General features: G+C 74.5%; 16 protein-coding genes and 1 pseudogene. 12 read left to right on the top strand and 5 right to left on the bottom strand.

The annotated features are described in order from the left end of the window. Positions 1-22: 22 nt before the first annotated feature. From XF36_RS23940 to XF36_RS23930, 3 genes are all read left to right on the top strand, one after another. Complete coding sequence (locus XF36_RS23940) at positions 23-1366, top strand: cytochrome P450 (protein ID WP_082375620.1); 1344 nt, start codon at positions 23-25, stop codon at positions 1364-1366. Further along, positions 1366-1566 (top strand): ferredoxin, encoded by a 201-nt coding sequence (locus XF36_RS23935; protein ID WP_414706208.1) that lies wholly within the window; start codon positions 1366-1368, stop codon positions 1564-1566. The genes XF36_RS23940 and XF36_RS23935 overlap by 1 nt, the downstream gene beginning before the upstream one ends. Before the next feature lie 81 nt (positions 1567-1647). Then, entirely contained in the window at positions 1648-2865 is a 1218-nt protein-coding gene (locus tag XF36_RS23930) for an NAD(P)/FAD-dependent oxidoreductase (RefSeq protein ID WP_060713698.1), read from the top strand. Here the strand turns inward: XF36_RS23930 and XF36_RS23925 are convergent. Further along, positions 2862-3554, bottom strand: a complete 693-nt coding sequence (locus tag XF36_RS23925; RefSeq protein ID WP_060713697.1) for a TetR/AcrR family transcriptional regulator — start codon at positions 3552-3554, stop codon at positions 2862-2864. The two genes, XF36_RS23930 and XF36_RS23925, sit on opposite strands and share 4 nt — an antisense overlap. A 190-nt stretch (positions 3555-3744) precedes the next feature. On the opposite strand from XF36_RS23925, the gene XF36_RS23920 reads away from it, so the two are divergent. Both XF36_RS23920 and XF36_RS23915 read left to right on the top strand, forming a co-directional pair. After that, positions 3745-4149 (top strand): hypothetical protein, encoded by a 405-nt coding sequence (locus XF36_RS23920; protein WP_060713696.1) that lies wholly within the window; start codon positions 3745-3747, stop codon positions 4147-4149. A 51-nt stretch (positions 4150-4200) separates the two neighbouring features. Then, on the top strand, positions 4201-5013 hold the full coding sequence (locus XF36_RS23915; protein WP_238589002.1) for a GntR family transcriptional regulator: 813 nt from the start codon (positions 4201-4203) through the stop codon (positions 5011-5013). 6 nt (positions 5014-5019) lie between these two features. On the opposite strand, the gene XF36_RS23910 is transcribed toward XF36_RS23915, so the two are convergent. After that, the gene (locus XF36_RS23910; protein WP_060713695.1) at positions 5020-6177 is read right to left on the bottom strand and encodes a TDT family transporter; all 1158 of its coding nucleotides are present in this window, start codon (positions 6175-6177) and stop codon (positions 5020-5022) included. A gap of 70 nt (positions 6178-6247) precedes the next feature. Between XF36_RS23910 and XF36_RS23905 the strand changes: the two genes are divergently transcribed. Continuing rightward, positions 6248-7138, top strand: a complete 891-nt coding sequence (locus XF36_RS23905) for a LysR family transcriptional regulator (protein WP_060713694.1) — start codon at positions 6248-6250, stop codon at positions 7136-7138. Between the two features lie 78 nt (positions 7139-7216). On the opposite strand, the gene XF36_RS23900 is transcribed toward XF36_RS23905, so the two are convergent. The 3 genes and pseudogenes from XF36_RS23900 to XF36_RS23890 form a co-directional block, all read right to left on the bottom strand. Continuing rightward, positions 7217-7627, bottom strand: a complete 411-nt coding sequence (locus XF36_RS23900; protein WP_168169572.1) for an STAS domain-containing protein — start codon at positions 7625-7627, stop codon at positions 7217-7219. A 267-nt stretch (positions 7628-7894) separates the two neighbouring features. Further along, positions 7895-8266: pseudogene (mscL, locus tag XF36_RS35845) on the bottom strand (large conductance mechanosensitive channel protein MscL); the annotation flags it as partial. A gap of 130 nt (positions 8267-8396) precedes the next feature. Then, on the bottom strand, positions 8397-9167 hold the full coding sequence (locus XF36_RS23890; protein ID WP_082375618.1) for a FadR/GntR family transcriptional regulator: 771 nt from the start codon (positions 9165-9167) through the stop codon (positions 8397-8399). A gap of 49 nt (positions 9168-9216) precedes the next feature. Here XF36_RS23890 and XF36_RS23885 point away from each other — a divergent pair, with 49 nt between their 5' ends. From XF36_RS23885 to XF36_RS23860, 6 genes are all read left to right on the top strand, one after another. After that, a complete protein-coding gene (locus XF36_RS23885; protein ID WP_082375617.1) occupies positions 9217-10461 on the top strand; it encodes an MFS transporter in 1245 nt (414 codons plus the stop codon). 159 nt (positions 10462-10620) lie between these two features. Further along, positions 10621-11883: a tryptophan synthase subunit beta gene (gene trpB, locus XF36_RS23880; protein WP_193393985.1), complete on the top strand. Its 1263-nt coding sequence runs from the start codon at positions 10621-10623 to the stop codon at positions 11881-11883. Further along, positions 11883-12677: a tryptophan synthase subunit alpha gene (gene trpA / locus XF36_RS23875; protein WP_060713693.1), complete on the top strand. Its 795-nt coding sequence runs from the start codon at positions 11883-11885 to the stop codon at positions 12675-12677. The genes trpB and trpA overlap by 1 nt, the downstream gene beginning before the upstream one ends. Positions 12678-13213: 536 nt before the next feature. Continuing rightward, the gene (locus XF36_RS23870; RefSeq protein ID WP_060713692.1) at positions 13214-14590 is read left to right on the top strand and encodes a ferric reductase-like transmembrane domain-containing protein; all 1377 of its coding nucleotides are present in this window, start codon (positions 13214-13216) and stop codon (positions 14588-14590) included. Positions 14591-14604: 14 nt separating this feature from the next. Next, positions 14605-15588 (top strand): DUF4142 domain-containing protein, encoded by a 984-nt coding sequence (locus tag XF36_RS23865; RefSeq protein WP_060713691.1) that lies wholly within the window; start codon positions 14605-14607, stop codon positions 15586-15588. Beyond that, positions 15585-16541: a hypothetical protein gene (locus XF36_RS23860; protein ID WP_060713690.1), complete on the top strand. Its 957-nt coding sequence runs from the start codon at positions 15585-15587 to the stop codon at positions 16539-16541. Before XF36_RS23865 ends, XF36_RS23860 begins: the two co-directional genes overlap by 4 nt. The last annotated feature ends 13 nt before the right edge of the window (positions 16542-16554 follow it).

Raw genomic sequence — 16554 nt, 5'->3', positions numbered from 1 at the left:
CGCCGGGCTCGGAGGAGATCCGATGACCGCCACCTTCGACGCCACCGACTTCGAGTCGGAGATGTACGACCCGGACGCCGTGAACATGATCCCGGCCACCAGCGAGGGCAAGCCCGAGCACTACCCGATCGACATCTCCACCAAGGCGTTCTGGAACCAGACCTCCGAGCAGCGCGAGGAGAGCTTCAAGGTCCTCCGCGCCGAGCAGCCGGTCTCGTGGCAGCGCCCCGTCGACGACGCGGTCACCCCCGACCCGGACGACCCGGGCTACTGGGCCGTCGTCAGCCACGCCGACATCGTGAAGGTCTCCCGGGACAACGACACCTACGTCTCCGGTCAGGGCGTCCTGTTCGACCTGCTCCCGCCGATCTTCCTCGAGCTGACCCAGTCCTTCCTCGCGATGGACAACCCCAAGCACGACCGGCTCCGCAAGCTCGTCGCCTCGGCGTTCACGCCCAAGCAGATCAAGCTGATCGACGACCGGATCGCGCTGGCCGCGAAGGAGATCATCGACGACGTCGTCGCCGAGCCCTCCGGTGAGGTCGACTTCGTCCAACGGGTCGCGAAGGTGCTCCCCACCCGCATCTTCTGCGACATCATGGGCGTCCCCGAGCACCTGCGCGAGGCCACTGAGAAGAACGCCGCCGACATCGTCGCCTGGGCCGACGACGAGGTCCTCGCCGGCCGCGCCGCCGACGAGGTGCAGGTGCAGGCCGCGACCAACCTGCACGACATCGCCACCGAGCTCATCGAGCTGAAGACCGCCGAGCCGTCCGACGACCTGATCACCTCGCTGATCAACGCCGAGGTCGACGGCCAGAAGCTCGACGAGTTCGAGATCGGCTCGTTCTTCGTGCTCATGGCGGTCGCCGGCACCGACACCACCCGGCACACCTCGGCGTTCACCGTCCGTGCCTTCACCCACTTCCCCGAGCAGAAGCAGTGGCTCATGGAGGACTTCGACGGCCGGATCAACAACGCGATCGAGGAGTTCGTCCGGTACGCCTGCCCGGTCATGACCTTCCGCCGCACCGCGGTCGTCGAGACCGAGCTGGGCGGCAAGAAGATCGTCCCCGGCGACAAGGTCGTCATGTTCTACCCGTCGGGCTGCATGGACGAGAAGGTCTTCGACGACCCGGAGAAGTTCGACCTCTCCCGGGAGAACGCGAAGGCGCACACCGGCTTCGGCGGCGGCGGCGTGCACTTCTGCCTGGGCAACCAGCTCGCGAAGTCCATGCTCAAGGCGCTGTTCCGTGAGCTGCTGTTCCGCATCCCGCAGTTCGAGGTCGGCGAGCCCGAGCTGCTGGGCACCAACTTCATGCGCGGGGTGAAGCGCATGCCGTTCCGATTCTCCCTGGAGAAGTGATGGGTCTGCGTATCGAGCTCGACGAGGGCAAGTGCAGCGGTCTGGGCCTGTGCGAGGCCGAGGCACCGGAGCTCTTCGAGGTCCGCGACGACGGTTCGCTCGCGGTGCTGGACGCCGCCCCGGCGGAGGAGCACCGGGCGGCCTGCGAGGCGGCGATCGCCTCCTGCCCGACCGAGGCGCTGCGCCTCGTCGAGAGCTGACCGCACACACCCCCTCACCGCGGGGACGCCGGGAGACCGCCACTCCCGGCGTCCCCACACCCTTCTCCGGAGGAGCACACCGTGGAGCACCTCGTCGTCGTCGGTGCGTCGCTGGCCGGCATCCGGGCCGTCGAGGCGGCCCGCAAGGCCGGCCACCAGGGCGCCGTGACCCTCGTCGGGGCCGAGCGGCACCTGCCCTACGACCGCCCGCCGTTGTCGAAGGCCTTCCTCGACGACACCGGTGAGGAGCCGGCCGACCCGCGGTTCCGGACGGAGGAGCACCTGCGCGACGAGCTGGGGGTGGAGCTGCGCCTCGGCGTCCCGGCGACCTCGCTGGACACCGCGGCGAGGCTGGTCGGGCTCGGTGACGGCGCCGAGCTGGGCTACGACGCGCTGGTCGTCGCGACCGGTGGGGCGGCGCGGACGCTGCCCGGCACCGAGGACCTCTCCGGGGTGCACGCGCTGCGGACCTGGGACGACGCGCTCGCCGTCCGCTCCGCGCTGGACGCGGGTGCCCGCACCGTCGTCATCGGTGCGGGGTTCATCGGCTCGGAGGTCGCGAGCTCGGCGCGCAAGCGCGGCCTGCCCGCGACGATCGTGGAGACGCTGCCGGTCCCGCTGGTCCGTTCGGTCGGCGAGGACATGGGCAAGGCCTGCGCCGACCTGCACCGCGCGCACGACACCGACCTGCGCTGCGGAGAGACCGTCGACGGACTGGAGTCCTCCGGCGGCGGGGTCACCGGGGTCCGCCTGGGGTCGGGCGAGGTCGTCCCGGCGGACCTGGTCGTCGTCGGGATCGGGGTGTCCCCGTGCACCGGCTGGCTGGAGGGCTCGGGGGTCGAGCTGCACGAACGCGACCGCGGCGTGGTCGCCGACGCCACGCTGCGTGCCGCCGACGGGGTGTACGCCGCGGGCGACGTCGTGCACTTCCCGAACCACCTGTTCGACGGCGAGGTCATGCGGCTGGAGCACTGGACCACCGCCGCCGAGCAGGGCGCGGTGGCCGCCAGGAACGCGCTGGACCCGGCGAACGCCACCGAGCTCGGCACGGTGCCGTACTTCTGGTCGGACTGGTACTCCAGCCGGATCCAGTTCGTCGGCCGGCCCGCCGCCGACGAGATCCGGGTGGTGTCCTCCGAGCAGGGCGGCGACGACCGCTTCCTCGCGCTCTACCGGCGCGGCGACCGGCTGGTCGGGACGATCACGATCGACCGGCCCACCCAGATCATGAAGTACAAGCGGCTGATCTCGAAGCGGGCGAGCTGGGCCGAGGCGCTGGAGTTCGCCGGGGTCGGCTAACCGTTCCGCTGGCCGTGCTGACCGGAGGCGTCCGCGGGATCGCCGTCGTCGACCTCGAGCATCCGGCGGGCCAGGCGTTTCCAGCTCGCGAGGTGCGGTTCGGTCTCGTGGACGCGGGGGTTGATGGCGTAGGTCATCGCGACCCCGCGCATGCTGGTGAACAGCAGCTCGCGGCACTCGTCGAAGTCCGGGTGGCTGGACAGCGCGGGACCGAACAGGGTGGCGACCACGTGGGCCACCGCGGTGCCGAGGCGCCGCTCCGCGGGGAGCAGCTCGGCACGGATGTCGTCGTTGGTGCGGGCCGCGACCCACAGCTCCATCGACGCCCAGAAATACGGCTGCATGAACGTGCCCCACAGCAGCTCCACGGCCCGCTCACAGCGGGCGGTGCCGGTGGTCCCCCCGTACTCCGAGTCCACCACCCACTGCTCCATGTCGGCGATCCGCTCGGCGGCCAGGTGCTGCGCGGCCGCGATGAGCAGTGACTCGCGGCTCGGGAAGTGGTGCAGCAGCCGCCCGCGCGACACCCCCGCGCGCCGCTGCACGGTCACGGTCGTCGAGTGCGCGTGGCCGTGCTCGTACAGCTCGTCGAGGGCGGCCGCGAGGATGATGGCCCGGCTGCTGGCCCGTCGTTCGTCCTGCGTGCGGCGGGGGCGGGGCGAGTGCGGTCCGCCCGCGGGGGAAGCCATGCCGGGGAGGGTAGCCCTCGGCGGCGTGACGACCGGCCGTACGTGCTGCTCCACCCGGCCCCGGGGTTCGTCATCCGAGGGGTGGCGATGATCGATGACGACACTCGTCCGCTCACATCGTGGGACGGGACGTAACACTCTCGGGTATCCGCTTCGATCACCAGAGTGACGTCGGACGTGAGGCGGGTGGATGGACGGCACCGGACCGTACGGGCGGTACTACGCGGAGCGCGCCGCGGCAGGTCAGCGCACCGTGCTGTGGCCGTGGCTGCTGCTGGCGCTGGTCGTGCCGGTGGTGCTGCTGGGCGGGGCGTTCGTGAACGGCGACGACCGAGCCGAGGCGACCACCGTCCACCAGGCCGCGCCCGTCCCGGCGCGGGAGGCGACCGAGGGCGTGTACCGGGCCGGTCTCGACCTCGCACCGGGCACCTGGGCCACCGACGGTCCGAACCCGGGCCGGGAGTGCGGCTACACGCGCACCGGCGTGGACGGCACCGAGGTGTCCCGCGGGGTCCTGAACGGCCCGGCCGCCGCCCGGATCCTCGACGGCGAGTCGGTCGTCCTCAACGGCTCCTGCACCTGGTCGCTCCGCTGACCCGTCGGTCGGGATCGCCCGTCCGCGTGCCCGATCCGTACATTCAGCGGGGTGCGTGACGCCGAGTCGGGACCGGTCCCCGGACCCGCCGTGCTCCGTCGCGAGCCGGGGCGGCTGCTCTGGGAGCAGCTGCTCGAGGACCTGCGCCGCCGCCTGGACTCCGACGCGTTCACCCACGGCTTCCCCGGCGAGCTCGCCCTGGGCCGGGAGTACGGCGTCAGCAGACACACCGTCCGCCAGGCGGTGAAGGTGCTGCGCGACGAGGGCCGCGTCGTCGGGACGCGGGGCCGGCCGTCGCGGCAGGCGGCGCCGGTCGAGACCGCCCAGCGCCTGGGCGCGCTGTACAGCATCCACGAGTCCGTCCGGGCCATGGGCCTGGAGCAGCGCAGCGTCGTGCGCTCCCTGGACGTCCGCGCCGACGGCGTGGTCGCGGCGCGGCTCGGTCTGGAGGAGTCGACACCGCTGGTGCACCTGGAACGGCTGCGGCTGGCCGGTGGCGAGCCGCTCGCGCTGGACCGGGTGTGGCTCCCGCACGACCTGGCCGCGCCGCTGTTGCACGCCGATTTCACCGGGGTCGCCCTCTACCAGCGCTACGCCGAGCTGTGCGGCGTGGTGCTCACCGGTGGCCACGAGACCATCGCGCCGATCCTGCCCACCCCCGCCGAACACCGGCTGCTGGGCGGGAGCCCGTCGACCGCCGCGTTCTCGGTGTCCCGGCTCGGCAGCGCGAAGGGGCGCCCGGTCGAGTGGCGCCGCACGCTGGTGCGCGGGGACCGCTTCGTGCTGCGGGCCGACTTCTCCACCCGCGACGGCTACCAGCTCGACCTGCTCAAGGACCCCGACCGCAGCGACCCGCGTCGCTGAACGCCCCTACGCGGGGCGAGCAGGTTCGGAGCGGACGAGCGCACCGTGTACGGTCCGGGCCCCGACGACGAGCCAGGCCGCCACCAGCAGCACGTACAGCGCCGTCGCGACGACGGCGAGCGCCGGCGTCCCCAGCAGTTCCACCAGCAGGTTCGTGCCGGTCACGCAGGTCCCCAACGGGAAGGTGAAGCTCCACCAGGTCAGCGTGAACGGCAGTCCCCGCCGGGTGGTCCGCAGGGTCACCGCGGCCGCGAGCGCCAGCCACAGCATCGCGAACCCCCACACCGGGACGCCGTAGACCACCGCGACCACCGCCGCGGCGCCCGCGTACGGCTCCGGCACGCTGCCGGGCGCGGCGTTCGCCAGGAGCCCGGCCGCGGTGACCGACTGGCCGAGCGGGCCGAGCACGATCCACAGGGTGGGGACGGCCGCCGCCGGACCGGCCCCGTGCACGACGAGCCGGTGCCAGATCTGCGGGAGCAGGGCCAGCGTCGCGAACAGACTCATCCCGAACAGCGCGACGCAGGCGAGCAGCAGCGTGGTGCGGCCCTGGCCCGGCGCCAGGTGCACGACGAGCAGCGCCCCGGCCGCGGCCGACACCATCGGCGGCACCACCGGCAGCAGCCACGCGGGGGACACCGCGTCCGGCGCGACCGCGTGCCGGGTGATCATCAGATACGGCACGCCGACCGCGGTGACCAGCCCGAACACCGTCCCGACCAGCCACAGCACCGCGCTCGTCGCGAGCGCGGCCGGAGCGCCGAGCACGGCAGGGCCGAACTGGACCGCGCCCGCGCCGACCGTCATGAAGGCCATCGCGACCGCGCCGTAGGACTGCACGGCCACCGGGTCCGCGGCGTGCGCGCGGGCCCGCTCGGGGGAGCGCACCCGGTGTGCCACCGTCGCGGCCACGAGCACCACCAGCAGCGCCGAGGCCAGGCCCCACACCCCGGTCGCCCACGCGGTCAGCAATGGGGAGTGGAACGGCAGCGTCGCGGCGGCCCCGCCGACGATCCCGGTGCCCATCACCGCGGCGAACCAGTTCGGCCCGAACGAGCGGACCGCGTCGCCCGGGGTGTCGAGCCCGCGCAGCAGCCCGAGGCGGGCGAACGCGTGCGGCGCCGGCGGAGCGGTCGCGACCGGGGGACGGAGGTGCGTGGTCATGTCCCCACGGTGGGCCGGTCGGCGACCGGGCGGTACCCGTCGCGGCGTTGCAGAGTCACAATCAGAGGTTGTGACCCTGTCCCCGCGCGTCGCCGACCTCGTGCCCTACGACCTGCTGGTCTCGGTCGCCACCCTGGGGAGCATGGGCAGGGCTGCCGCGGTCCACGGCATCTCCCAGGCCGCGGTCAGCGCCCGGCTCAGGACGCTGGAGGCCGCACTCGGGCTGACCCTGCTGGAACGGTCGCCGCGCGGTACCCGGCTCACCCCGGACGGGGCGCTCGTCGTCGAACGGGCGCGGGCCGTGCTGGACGCCGCGCACGCCCTGGACGAGAGCGTCGCCGCGCTGCGCACCGACCGGGCGGCCCGGCTGCGGGTGGCCGCGAGCTTCACCGTCGCGGAGTACCTGCTGCCCCGCTGGCTGGTCGCGCTGCGCGCCGAGCTGCCCGGCACCGCGGTCACGCTGACCTCGCACAACACCGCCGAGGTGGTCGACGACGTCCGCTCCGGCGACGCCGACCTCGGGTTCGTCGAGGGCCCGGACCTGCCCGCCGACCTCGACGGCCAGGTCGTCGGGCGGGACCGGCTGGTGCTCGTCGTCGCGCCGGACCACCCGTGGGCGCGGCGCCGTGCAGTGGACGCGGCGCGGCTCGCGACGACGCCGCTGGTGGCCCGCGAGCCCGGCTCGGGCACCCGGGAGTTCCTGGAGCGCGCCCTCGGGGACGTCGCGCCCCCGGTGCTGGAGCTCGGCTCGACGACGGCGATCAAGAACGCGGTCGCGGGCGGCGCGGGCCCGGCGGTGATCAGCGGTCTGGCGGTGGCGGCCGAGGTGGCGGCCGGAACGCTGCGGACGGTCCCGGTGCGCGGCGCCGACCTGCAGCGACGACTGCGCGCCGCCTGGCGGCGGGGCCGAGCGCCGTCCGGGCCCGCGCTGGTCCTGGTGCGTCTCGCGGCTCGCCGCTGACCGGTCCCGGGGCACCGCGGCGCGGGTACCCGGCCGCGCCGGACGGGCGCCCGCGGACGGGACCGTCGCGGTGCGGGCTCAGGCCGCCAGGGCCGTGTCGAGGTCGGGGTACCAGGTGATGACCTGGTCCAGTCCGGTCATCCGCACCGGTCGGATCACCGCCCGGTTGTCCGGGCCGGTGACCCCGTCCAGGCGGACCCCGGCCTCGCCGGCCGCCCGCGAGGACCGGACCACCGCCGTCAGACCGTGCGACCCGAGGAACCCGACGCCGGACAGGTCCAGCAGGGCCCGCGCTGGCCGCGTCCGGTGGAGCATCTCCGACATCCGCACCCGGATCGCCTCGGCCTCGGCGAGGTCGACCTCGCCGATCACCTCGAGGACGGTTACCCCGGGCACCGGGGTGTGCTCGCGCAGGCTCACCCGGGGGTGCGGTTCCGGCCAGCTGCCCGTGTGGCCGAGCCGCCGGCGGTCGGGCTCGGCCGCCGTCACGACGGCCACCCTCCGACGTCTGCTCGCGGGCCGTCGGGCGACGACCCGGAGGGACCGGGCTCAGCCGCGGTGGCGGGGGCGGCGCGGCGTGTCCGGGTAGGGCTCGGGGTGGCCGTCGTCGACCGGGCCGGGCCGGGGTGCCTGCGGCGCGGGCGGCGGAGGCAGCGGACGGCCCTGCGGCGAGCCGGGCGGCGCCGGCGCCGTTGGCTGCCCGACGGCACCGGGCGACGGCGCGAGGGTCCGCTCGCGGTCCCGCTCGGCCTGGTCGCGGAGCAGGTCGCGGATCTCCTTGAGCAGGTCCAGGTCGGTCTCCAGGGCCGGGTCCTCCGCGTCGCGCCTGCGGCGGTCCTGGAGCCACTTCATCGGGAAGACGACCAGGAAGTAGATGACCGCGGCAGTGATCAGGAAGGTGATGACGGCGTTGAGGAAGCTCGCGTAGTCGAGCTGCACCTCGTCGGTCAGCGGGATCGTGCCCGGGGGCACGGCGTTCTCCCCGCCGGAGAACAACCGGAGCAGCGGCTCCAGGAACGCCTTGGTGAAGGCGGTGACCACGGACGTGAACGCCGCACCGATGACGACGGCGACGGCCAGGTCGATCACGTTGCCGCGCAGCAGGAATTCCTTGAAGCCCTTCAGCACGCCGGAGCACTCCTCGGGGTCGGGGGCGGGGTGGGTCCGGCGCAGGAGGGTAACCGGACCGGGACCGTCGCGCCCGGCCTGCGGCTGCCCGGTGCAGCACAGCGCCGCCCGGTGCCGCCCGGGCGGTGGGTCAGGCGGTGGGGCCGGCCCCGGCCGCCGGACCGTCCGTGCGGGCGGAGGCGTCCGGGACGCCCGGTCGGGCGGCGATGAGCCGGTCCAGGAAGTCCCCGGCCTCGCGGGCGGCGCGGTCCACGTCGCCGTCGGCGATGGCATCGACGATCCCGGTGTGCGAGATGTCGTCGTCGGTGCCCGCGGTGCCGGGCATCGTGGTCTTCACGCTGTCCGCGACCGCCTCCACCACGCCCCGATAGAGCTCGACGAGCAGGCTGTTGCCCGCACAGCGGACGACGGCGACGTGGAAGTCGGTGTCGGCCCGGGCGGCGACCTCCACGTCCGCGGCGTCCGGCTCCTCCCCGCGACGGCCGCACTCTGCGACGGCGGCGACGGCCCGGTCGCGCTCGTCCAGCGCGGCCCGCAGGACGGTCAGGTCGGCGTCGGTCCGGCGGGCGGCCGCCATCCGGGCCGCCTCGACCTCCAGGGTGCGGCGGACCTCCAGCACCTCGCGCAGCTCCGGGCCGCACAGCGTGCGCAGTGCCCCGGACAGCTCGGTGGTGGCCCGCACGTAGGTGCCGTCGCCCTGGCGCACCTCCAGCAGACCGCCGTGGGAGAGGGCGCGGACGGCCTCGCGGACGGTGTTCCGGCCGACCTCCAACGACGAGGCCAGCTCCGACTCCGGCGGGATCCGGGCGCCGACCGGCCACTCACCGCCGGTGATGGCGGAACGGAGCTGGCCGATGACCTGGTCGACCAGGCCACCGCGGCGCGCTGTGACGAGAGGCACCGGAACATCCTTCCATCCGAACATCCTACGTCTGTAACAATACTGTTTCGTGAGCATTGCTGAGCAGGAGACACGCGCGGAGGAGACCATCGCCACCGGACGGGCCGAGGACATCGGGCCGTCGCGCCGTGGCGCGTTGGTCGGGACCCCACTGCTCGTCGTCGGGGTGGCGCTCGCCGCCGCGAACCTCCGCCCGGCCGTGACCTCGATGTCTTCGGTGCTCGGCGAGGTCCGCGACGGCCTCGGTGCCTCCGCGATCTGGGCCAGTGTGCTCACCGCCGTCCCCACCATCTGCTTCGGTCTCGCCGCGATCGCGGCCCCGCTGCTCGCCCGTCGCCTCGGCACGGCCCGCGCGATCGGCCTGGCGATGGCGGTCCTGACCGGGGGGCTCGTGCTGCGCGTGGTCGACGGCCCGTGGGTCGTGCTCGGCGGCACCTTCGTCGCCGCGGCGGGCATCGCGATCGGCAACGTGCTGATCCCGGTGGTGGTCAAGCAGTCCTTCCCGCACGCCGTCGGCCGGGTCACCGGCATCTACACCGCGGCGCTGGCCGCGGGTGGCGGGATCGGCGCGGCGTTCACCCCGCCGCTGGAGCCGCTGCTCGGCGGCTGGCGCGGCGCGGTCGGGGCGTGGGCGCTGCTGTCGCTGGCCGCACTCGTCGTGTGGGCCGCCGGGGCCCGGCACGGCGAGCCGGAGCCGGTCGTGCGCACCGCGGGGGCCGTGGAGCGACGCCCGATGGTGCGCCGCCCGCTGGCCTGGGTGGTCACCGCGTTCTTCGGGCTGCAGGCCTGCGTCGCCTACGTCGCGATGGGCTGGCTGTCGGAGCTGTTCGTCTCGGTCGGCGTGACCCGCACCGACGCCGGCCTGATGCTCGCTCTGATCAACCTCATCGGCATCCCGCTGAGCTTCATCATCCCGCCGATCGCGCTGAACCGGCCGTCGCAGTCGGGCTGGATCGTCGGGCTCGCCTGCTGCTCGCTGGCCGCCGTCGCCGGGCTCGCGATCGCCCCGGCCGCCGCGCCGTGGCTGTGCACGGTCCTGCTCGGCACCGGCATGGCGGTCTTCCCGCTGGGGCTCGGCGTGATCGCGCTGCGCACCCGCGAGTCCGCCGAGACCACCGACCTGTCGGCGATGGCGCAGGGCTTCGGCTACCTCATCGGCGCGGCGGGTCCGTTCCTGTTCGGGGTCCTGCACGGCGCCACCGGTTCCTGGACGCCGTCGCTGGTGCTGCTCGGCGTGGTGATCGTCGTCGAGATGGTGCTGGGCTGGGTCGCGGGACGCCCGCGGCTCGTCTGAGACCCGCCCGCGCGGCACCGTCGCGGTGATGTATGAGAGCCCCCGGTGCCGCGTCCGGCGTCGTGGGCCCGGTGTACCGTCGTGGGCGTCCGATCTCCCGGCGCATCCCCGCCCGGCGGCGGCCCGAGATCGGGGTCCTCGATCCGTCAGGGAGTACTCGTGACCGACACCGCCCTTCCCCCGGCCGGGGACACGGCGCGGCTGGTCGACCAGACCGGCCCGTACTTCGGCCGCTTCGGCGGCCGCTACGTCCCGGAGGCGCTGGTCGCCGCGCTGGACGAGCTCGAGCAGGCCTATCACGCGGCGATGACCGACGAGGCCTTCCAGGCCGAGCTCGCCGAGCTGCACCGCACCTACTCGGGGCGGCCCAGCCTGCTCACCGAGGCGCCGCGGTTCGCCGCGCACGCGGGCGGTGCACGCATCCTGCTCAAGCGGGAGGACCTGAACCACACCGGCTCGCACAAGATCAACAACGTGCTGGGTCAGGCACTGCTCACCAAGCGGATGGGCAAGACCCGGGTCATCGCGGAGACCGGCGCCGGGCAGCACGGCGTCGCCTCGGCCACCGCCGCCGCCCTGATGGGGCTGGAGTGCGTCGTCTACATGGGCGAGGTCGACACCGAGCGCCAGGCGCTCAACGTCGCCCGGATGCGCATGCTCGGTGCCGAGGTCCGCCCGGTCACCTCGGGCACGCGCACCCTCAAGGACGCGATGAACGAGGCGATGCGCGACTGGGTCACCAACGTGGCCGACACGCACTACCTCATCGGCTCGGTCGCCGGTCCGCACCCGTTCCCGGCGATGGTGCGCGACTTCCAGCGGATCATCGGGGTCGAGGCCCGCCAGCAGGTCCAGGACCTGACCGGTGGGCTGCCCGACCTGGTGTGCGCCTGTGTCGGCGGCGGCTCCAACGCGATGGGCATCTTCCACGCCTTCCTCGACGACACCTCGGTCGAGCTGGTCGGCTTCGAGGCGGGCGGCGACGGCGTCGACACCGCGCGGCACGCGTCGTCGATCGGCGGCGGCGACGTCGGGGTCCTGCACGGCTCGCGCAGCTTCATCCTCCAGGACGAGGACGGCCAGACCCGCGACTCGCACTCCATCTCCGCCGGTCTGGACTACCCGGGCGTCGGCCCGGAGCACTCCTGGCTGCACGACATGAAGCGCGCCCGCTACGAGTCGGTCACCGACGCCGAGGCGATGGACGCCTTTCGCCTGCTCAGCCGCACCGAGGGCATCATCCCGGCCATCGAGAGCGCGCACGCGCTGGCCGGTGCGCTATGCGAGGCGAAGCGCCTGGGCGAGGGCAAGGTCGTGCTGGTCAACCTGTCCGGCCGTGGCGACAAGGACGTCGACACCGCGGCGAAGTACTTCCAGCTCATCGACGACGAGGGCAACGCCGTGACGGACGGAGCGGTCTGATGGCCAGCGTGCAGCAGCGGATCGAGGCGGTCCGGGCCGAGGGCCGCGCCGCACTGGTCGGGTACCTGCCGGTCGGCTTCCCGACCGTCGAGGGCTCGGTCGAGGCGATGCGGGCGATGGTCGCGGGCGGCGTCGACGTCGTCGAGGTCGGGCTGCCCTACTCCGACCCGCTGATGGACGGCCCGGTCATCCAGCGCGCCACCCAGCAGGCGCTGGACAACGGCGCCCGCTCCCGCGACGCGTTCACCGCCGTCCGCGGGGTCGTCGACGCCGGCGCGCCGGCGCTGGTCATGACCTACTGGAACCTCGTCGACCGCTACGGCATCGAGCGGTTCGCCGCCGACCTCGCCGATGCGGGCGGCTCCGGTCTGATCACGCCCGACCTGCTGCCCGACGACTGCGACGAGTGGCTCGCCGCGTCGGAGAAGCACGACCTCGACCGGGTCTTCCTGGTCGCCCAGACCACCACCCCCGAGCGGATGCGGATGACCGTCGGCGCGAGCCGTGGCTTCCTCTACGCCGCGTCGCTGATGGGCGTCACCGGCGTCCGCTCGGTCGGCGTCGAGGCCCGTGACCTGGTCACCCGCGCGCGGGAGCACGCGACCCTGCCGGTGTGCGTCGGCCTGGGTGTGCGGACCGCGGAGCAGGCGGCCGACGTCGCCTCCTACGCCGACGGCGTCATCGTCGGCACGGCGTTCGTGCAGGCCCTGGAATCCGGTGGGCCGTCCGCGGTCGAGTCGCTCGCCCGCGAGCTCGCCGAGGGCGTGCGCGCCGGGGAGCGCGTCTCCGCCTGACGGAGTCACCCGGCCGCGCCCCCGACCAGGGGCGCGGCCGGGCGCGGACGTGCCGCCGCCGTCGGCCCTGTCCGCAGCCCAGCGCGTGCCGTCGGAGGCCGATCGGACGGGACCAGCGGTGGTCGCGCGCGGTGAGCGTGAGGTCCCTGAGAGTCGTCGCGGCGGTCGGCCGTAGGTCGGTAGGCCGACCGGAGCGATCGGACCCGCCCGCCGGACGGCGACGACCGGACGGCGGTGGGCGCTCTCAGGAACGCAACCCCGCCGCGGTGAGGTTCCTATGTTCGTGTCACCGCACCGCGGCCCGCTCCCCTCGGATGCCGTGGCGGTGGCCGGGCTCCCCACCCGGCCGGTTCCACGAACCGGAGTGATCCGATGACCCGCCCCGCCCTGCGCGGACGCACCCCCGGCGTCCGTCCGACCGCAGCGTCGCACCCACGACCGGCCCGAGGCCGGTCGGTGACGGTCCACCGCTCGCGCACCCACCACCCCCGCCCGCTGCGGGCACCCTCACCAGCCGGGCGCACGCCCGGCGGCCGGTGAACCGCCCGGTTCCGCATCCGGTCACCGCACCCCTGCGGCGGGACACCCCGCCGCCCGCCGACGCCTGGCTGGCGCACCGCCGCGCCCGCACGGTGTGGGGATCCGTGCTGGTCACGGTCCTCGTCGGCCCGTCGCTGATCTGGATGCTCCGTTCCGGTCCGCAGCCGCTGCTGCACCAGCTCTCGGTCCTGACCGGGCTGCTCGCACTGTCGGCGATGGTGATCGTCGCGGTGCTGCCGTCCCGGGTGCGCGGACTCTCCGGAGCCCTCGGCCTGGAGACCCTGCTCGGCCTGCACCGCAGGCTCGGGGTGCTGGCCGGGGTGCTCGTCGCCCTGCACCTGGCCTGTGTGGTGGCCGACCACCCGGAACGTGTCGGACTGCTCGTGCCGTTCGCCGCACCGGCCCGCGGCCAGGCCGCCACCCTCGCGACGGTCGCGGTCGTCGTGCTGCTGGTGCTGGCGCTGCGCGGGGTCCGGACCGGCTCGCACGAGGTGTGGCGCTGGCTGCACCTGAGCCTGGCCGCGGTCGTCGTCGGCGCGTCGTCGCTGCACGTGCTGTGGCTGAACAACCTGGTCGGCGACGCCGTCATGGGACCGGTGCTCGGCGGGCTCGGCCTGCTGCTGGTCGCGGTGCTGGTGCTCCGCTGGGGTGCCCGCGCGGCGACCGGCGAGTTCCGGGTGCACGTCGTGCGCCCGGAGAGCCCGACCGTGTCGACGCTCGTGCTCGCCCGGCCCGGCCGGCACGCCGGGCCGTGGTTCCGGCCCGGCCAGTTCGCCTGGCTGCGGCTGGAGCGGATGTCGGTGGAGGAGCACCCGTTCACCATCGCGTCGTCGGCGTCGGACCGTGGGCGGGTCGAGTTCACCGTCCGGCACACCGGCGACTTCGCCGGGCGGCTGCGCGAGCTGCGCCGCGGCGACCCGGTCTGGGTGGACGGCCCGTACGGCTCGTTCACCCCGGACTCGGTGCCGTCGACCGGGCTCGTGCTGATCGCGGGCGGCGTCGGGATCACGCCGATGATGAGCATGCTGCGCACGGCCGCCGACCGCGGCGACCGGCGGCCGTACCGGCTGGTCGTGCACGCCCGCGACCGCGCCGACCTGCTGTTCCGGGCCGAGCTCGCGCACCTGCGCACACTGATCGACCTGCAGGTCACCGAGGTGCTGCGCCGCCCGTCCGCGGACTGGGCCGGGGCCACCGGGCCGATCGACACCGCGCTGCTCGCCGCCGTCCTGACCGATCTCGACGACCCGGCCCGCCGCCTCGACTACTTCGTCTGCGGCCGGCCGCAGCTCGTCGGCGGCGTCCTCGCCACCCTCACCGCGCTCGGTGTCCCGGACGACCGGGTGCACACCGAGCAGTTCGCCCAGGTCTGAGAAGGGGAGAGCCCATGTCGCGCCGGATCCCCGGCCCGCTCCGCTGGTCGGTGCTCGCCGCGCTGGCCGCGGTCGCCGCGGTCGCCGCGGTCGCGCTCGCCCAGTACTGGGTGGCCACCTCGGCCTCCACCGACCAGCAGCAGGGATGGACGCAGACCAGGTGGGGGCCGCTCGGCCCCGCCGATCGCGACCTGCTGCAGAAGGTGCGCCTCGCCGGTCTCTGGGAGGCGCCGACCGGGCAGCAGGGTGAGCAGCAGGCCACCTCGCCGGCGGTCCGCGAGGTCGCGCGCAAGCTCGGCGTCGAGCACCACGACCTCGACGCGTTGGTCCGCTCCACCGCCGAACCGCTCGGGGTCCTGCTGCCCAGCAGACCGAACGACCAGCAGATCGGCTGGATGAACGACCTGACCGCCCGCACCGGGACCGACTACGACCGCCAGTTCGTGCAGCTCCTGCGCGCCGCGCACGGCTCGGTCCTGCCGGTGATCACCGACGTCAAGGTCGGCACCCGCAACGAGCTCATGCGGCAGTTCGCGAACGAGGCGTCGGTGTACGTCACCCGGCACATCGGCTACCTGGAGTCGACCGGGCTGGTCGACTACGCGGCCCTGCCCGCCCCGCCCGATCCGGTGCCGACCGGCGCCCGCAGCGCGACCGACGTCGTCGTGCCGGCCCTGGTGGTCGGGGTCGCGCTGCTCGCCGCGGGTGGGCTGCTCATGACCCTGCGCCGGCGTGGCCGCCCGGCCGCCGGCCCGGCCACCGCCCTCGTCCCCGCCCCGCGCCACCCCCGCGACGGCGCCCGACGGGCCCTGCCGGTCGGCGCGCCCGACCCCTGGGACGAGCTGGCGCACGTGCCGCCGGTCCGGCCCCGGCCCGATCCCGATCCCGGCCTCGCGGACGCCACCCCCCACGACCTCGACCTGGACACCGACACCGGAGCGCCGCCCTCCCGCACCACCGGCGCGCACCGCACCGCCCCGAGGAGCCGATACCGATGAGATCCACCACCAGTCGCAGCAGGACGATCGCGGTCACCGCGCTCGCACTGGGCCTGCTCGTCGCCGGGCCCGCCGCCTACGCCGCCGGGGCCGCCTCCGTCGACCGGGGCGACCGGCCGGCGAACGTCGCATCCGGGCCGTCCGACTGGTCCGGCGGGTCCGGCTCGTCCGACGGGGCCGGGGTCACGTCCGATGCCGCGGGCTCCTCCGGGGGCGGGGGGCACGACCACTCCGGGCACACGGGGTCCGGCTCCTCGGGCCCGGGCACCTCGGACGCGGGCACGAGTGCCGACGGCTCGGGGTCCGGCTCCGGATCGGGCTCCGGTGCCGCCGACGGCCGGGGTTCCGACGGCGCGGGGGGCGGAGCCGCCGGGAAGGCCGACGGGAACGGCCCGGGCGCGCCGTCGGCGCTCGACATCCTTGCCGTCGACTGCTCCGGCAGCAGGCTCACCGCCCACGACGGGTTCCAGAAGGCGCCCCGCTGCGTGTCCACCGCGTTCGGCGAGGTCGCCGACGCCGGCCGCAGCCCGTCGCTGCTGATCACCCAGGCCCCGACGAAGGTCCGCCCGGGGGAGGCGTTCCGCCTGACCGTCAGCACCCGGAACCTGGTCCGCGACCGGTTCCTGCCCGCGGCCCAGGGCGGCTACTACGCCGAGGCGTCCCTGCTGAACGGCCAGGGGCTCCAGCGCGGCCACTTCCACACCGCCTGCCGGATCCTGCCCGACCCGGGCGAGGCACCGGACTCGGCGCCCGACCCGCTGTTCTTCCTGGCCACCGAGGACGGCGGCGGGGGAGCACGGCCGGACAGCGTCACGATCGACGTGCCCGGGGTCGAGCAGACCGGCGAGCTGCAGTGCTCGTCGTGGGCCGGCGACGGGTCGCACCGCACCCCGATGATGCAGCGGGCCAACCAGACGCCCGCCTTCGACTCGGTCCGGATCGAGGTGGGCTGACATGCGACTCTCC

Origin of the sequence: Pseudonocardia sp. HH130629-09 (assembly GCF_001294645.1) — a bacterium.
In the GTDB taxonomy this organism is placed as follows: domain Bacteria; phylum Actinomycetota; class Actinomycetes; order Mycobacteriales; family Pseudonocardiaceae; genus Pseudonocardia.
The sequence above is the reverse complement of the archived record's forward strand: the minus strand, read 5'-3'. Positions and strand labels throughout refer to the sequence as shown.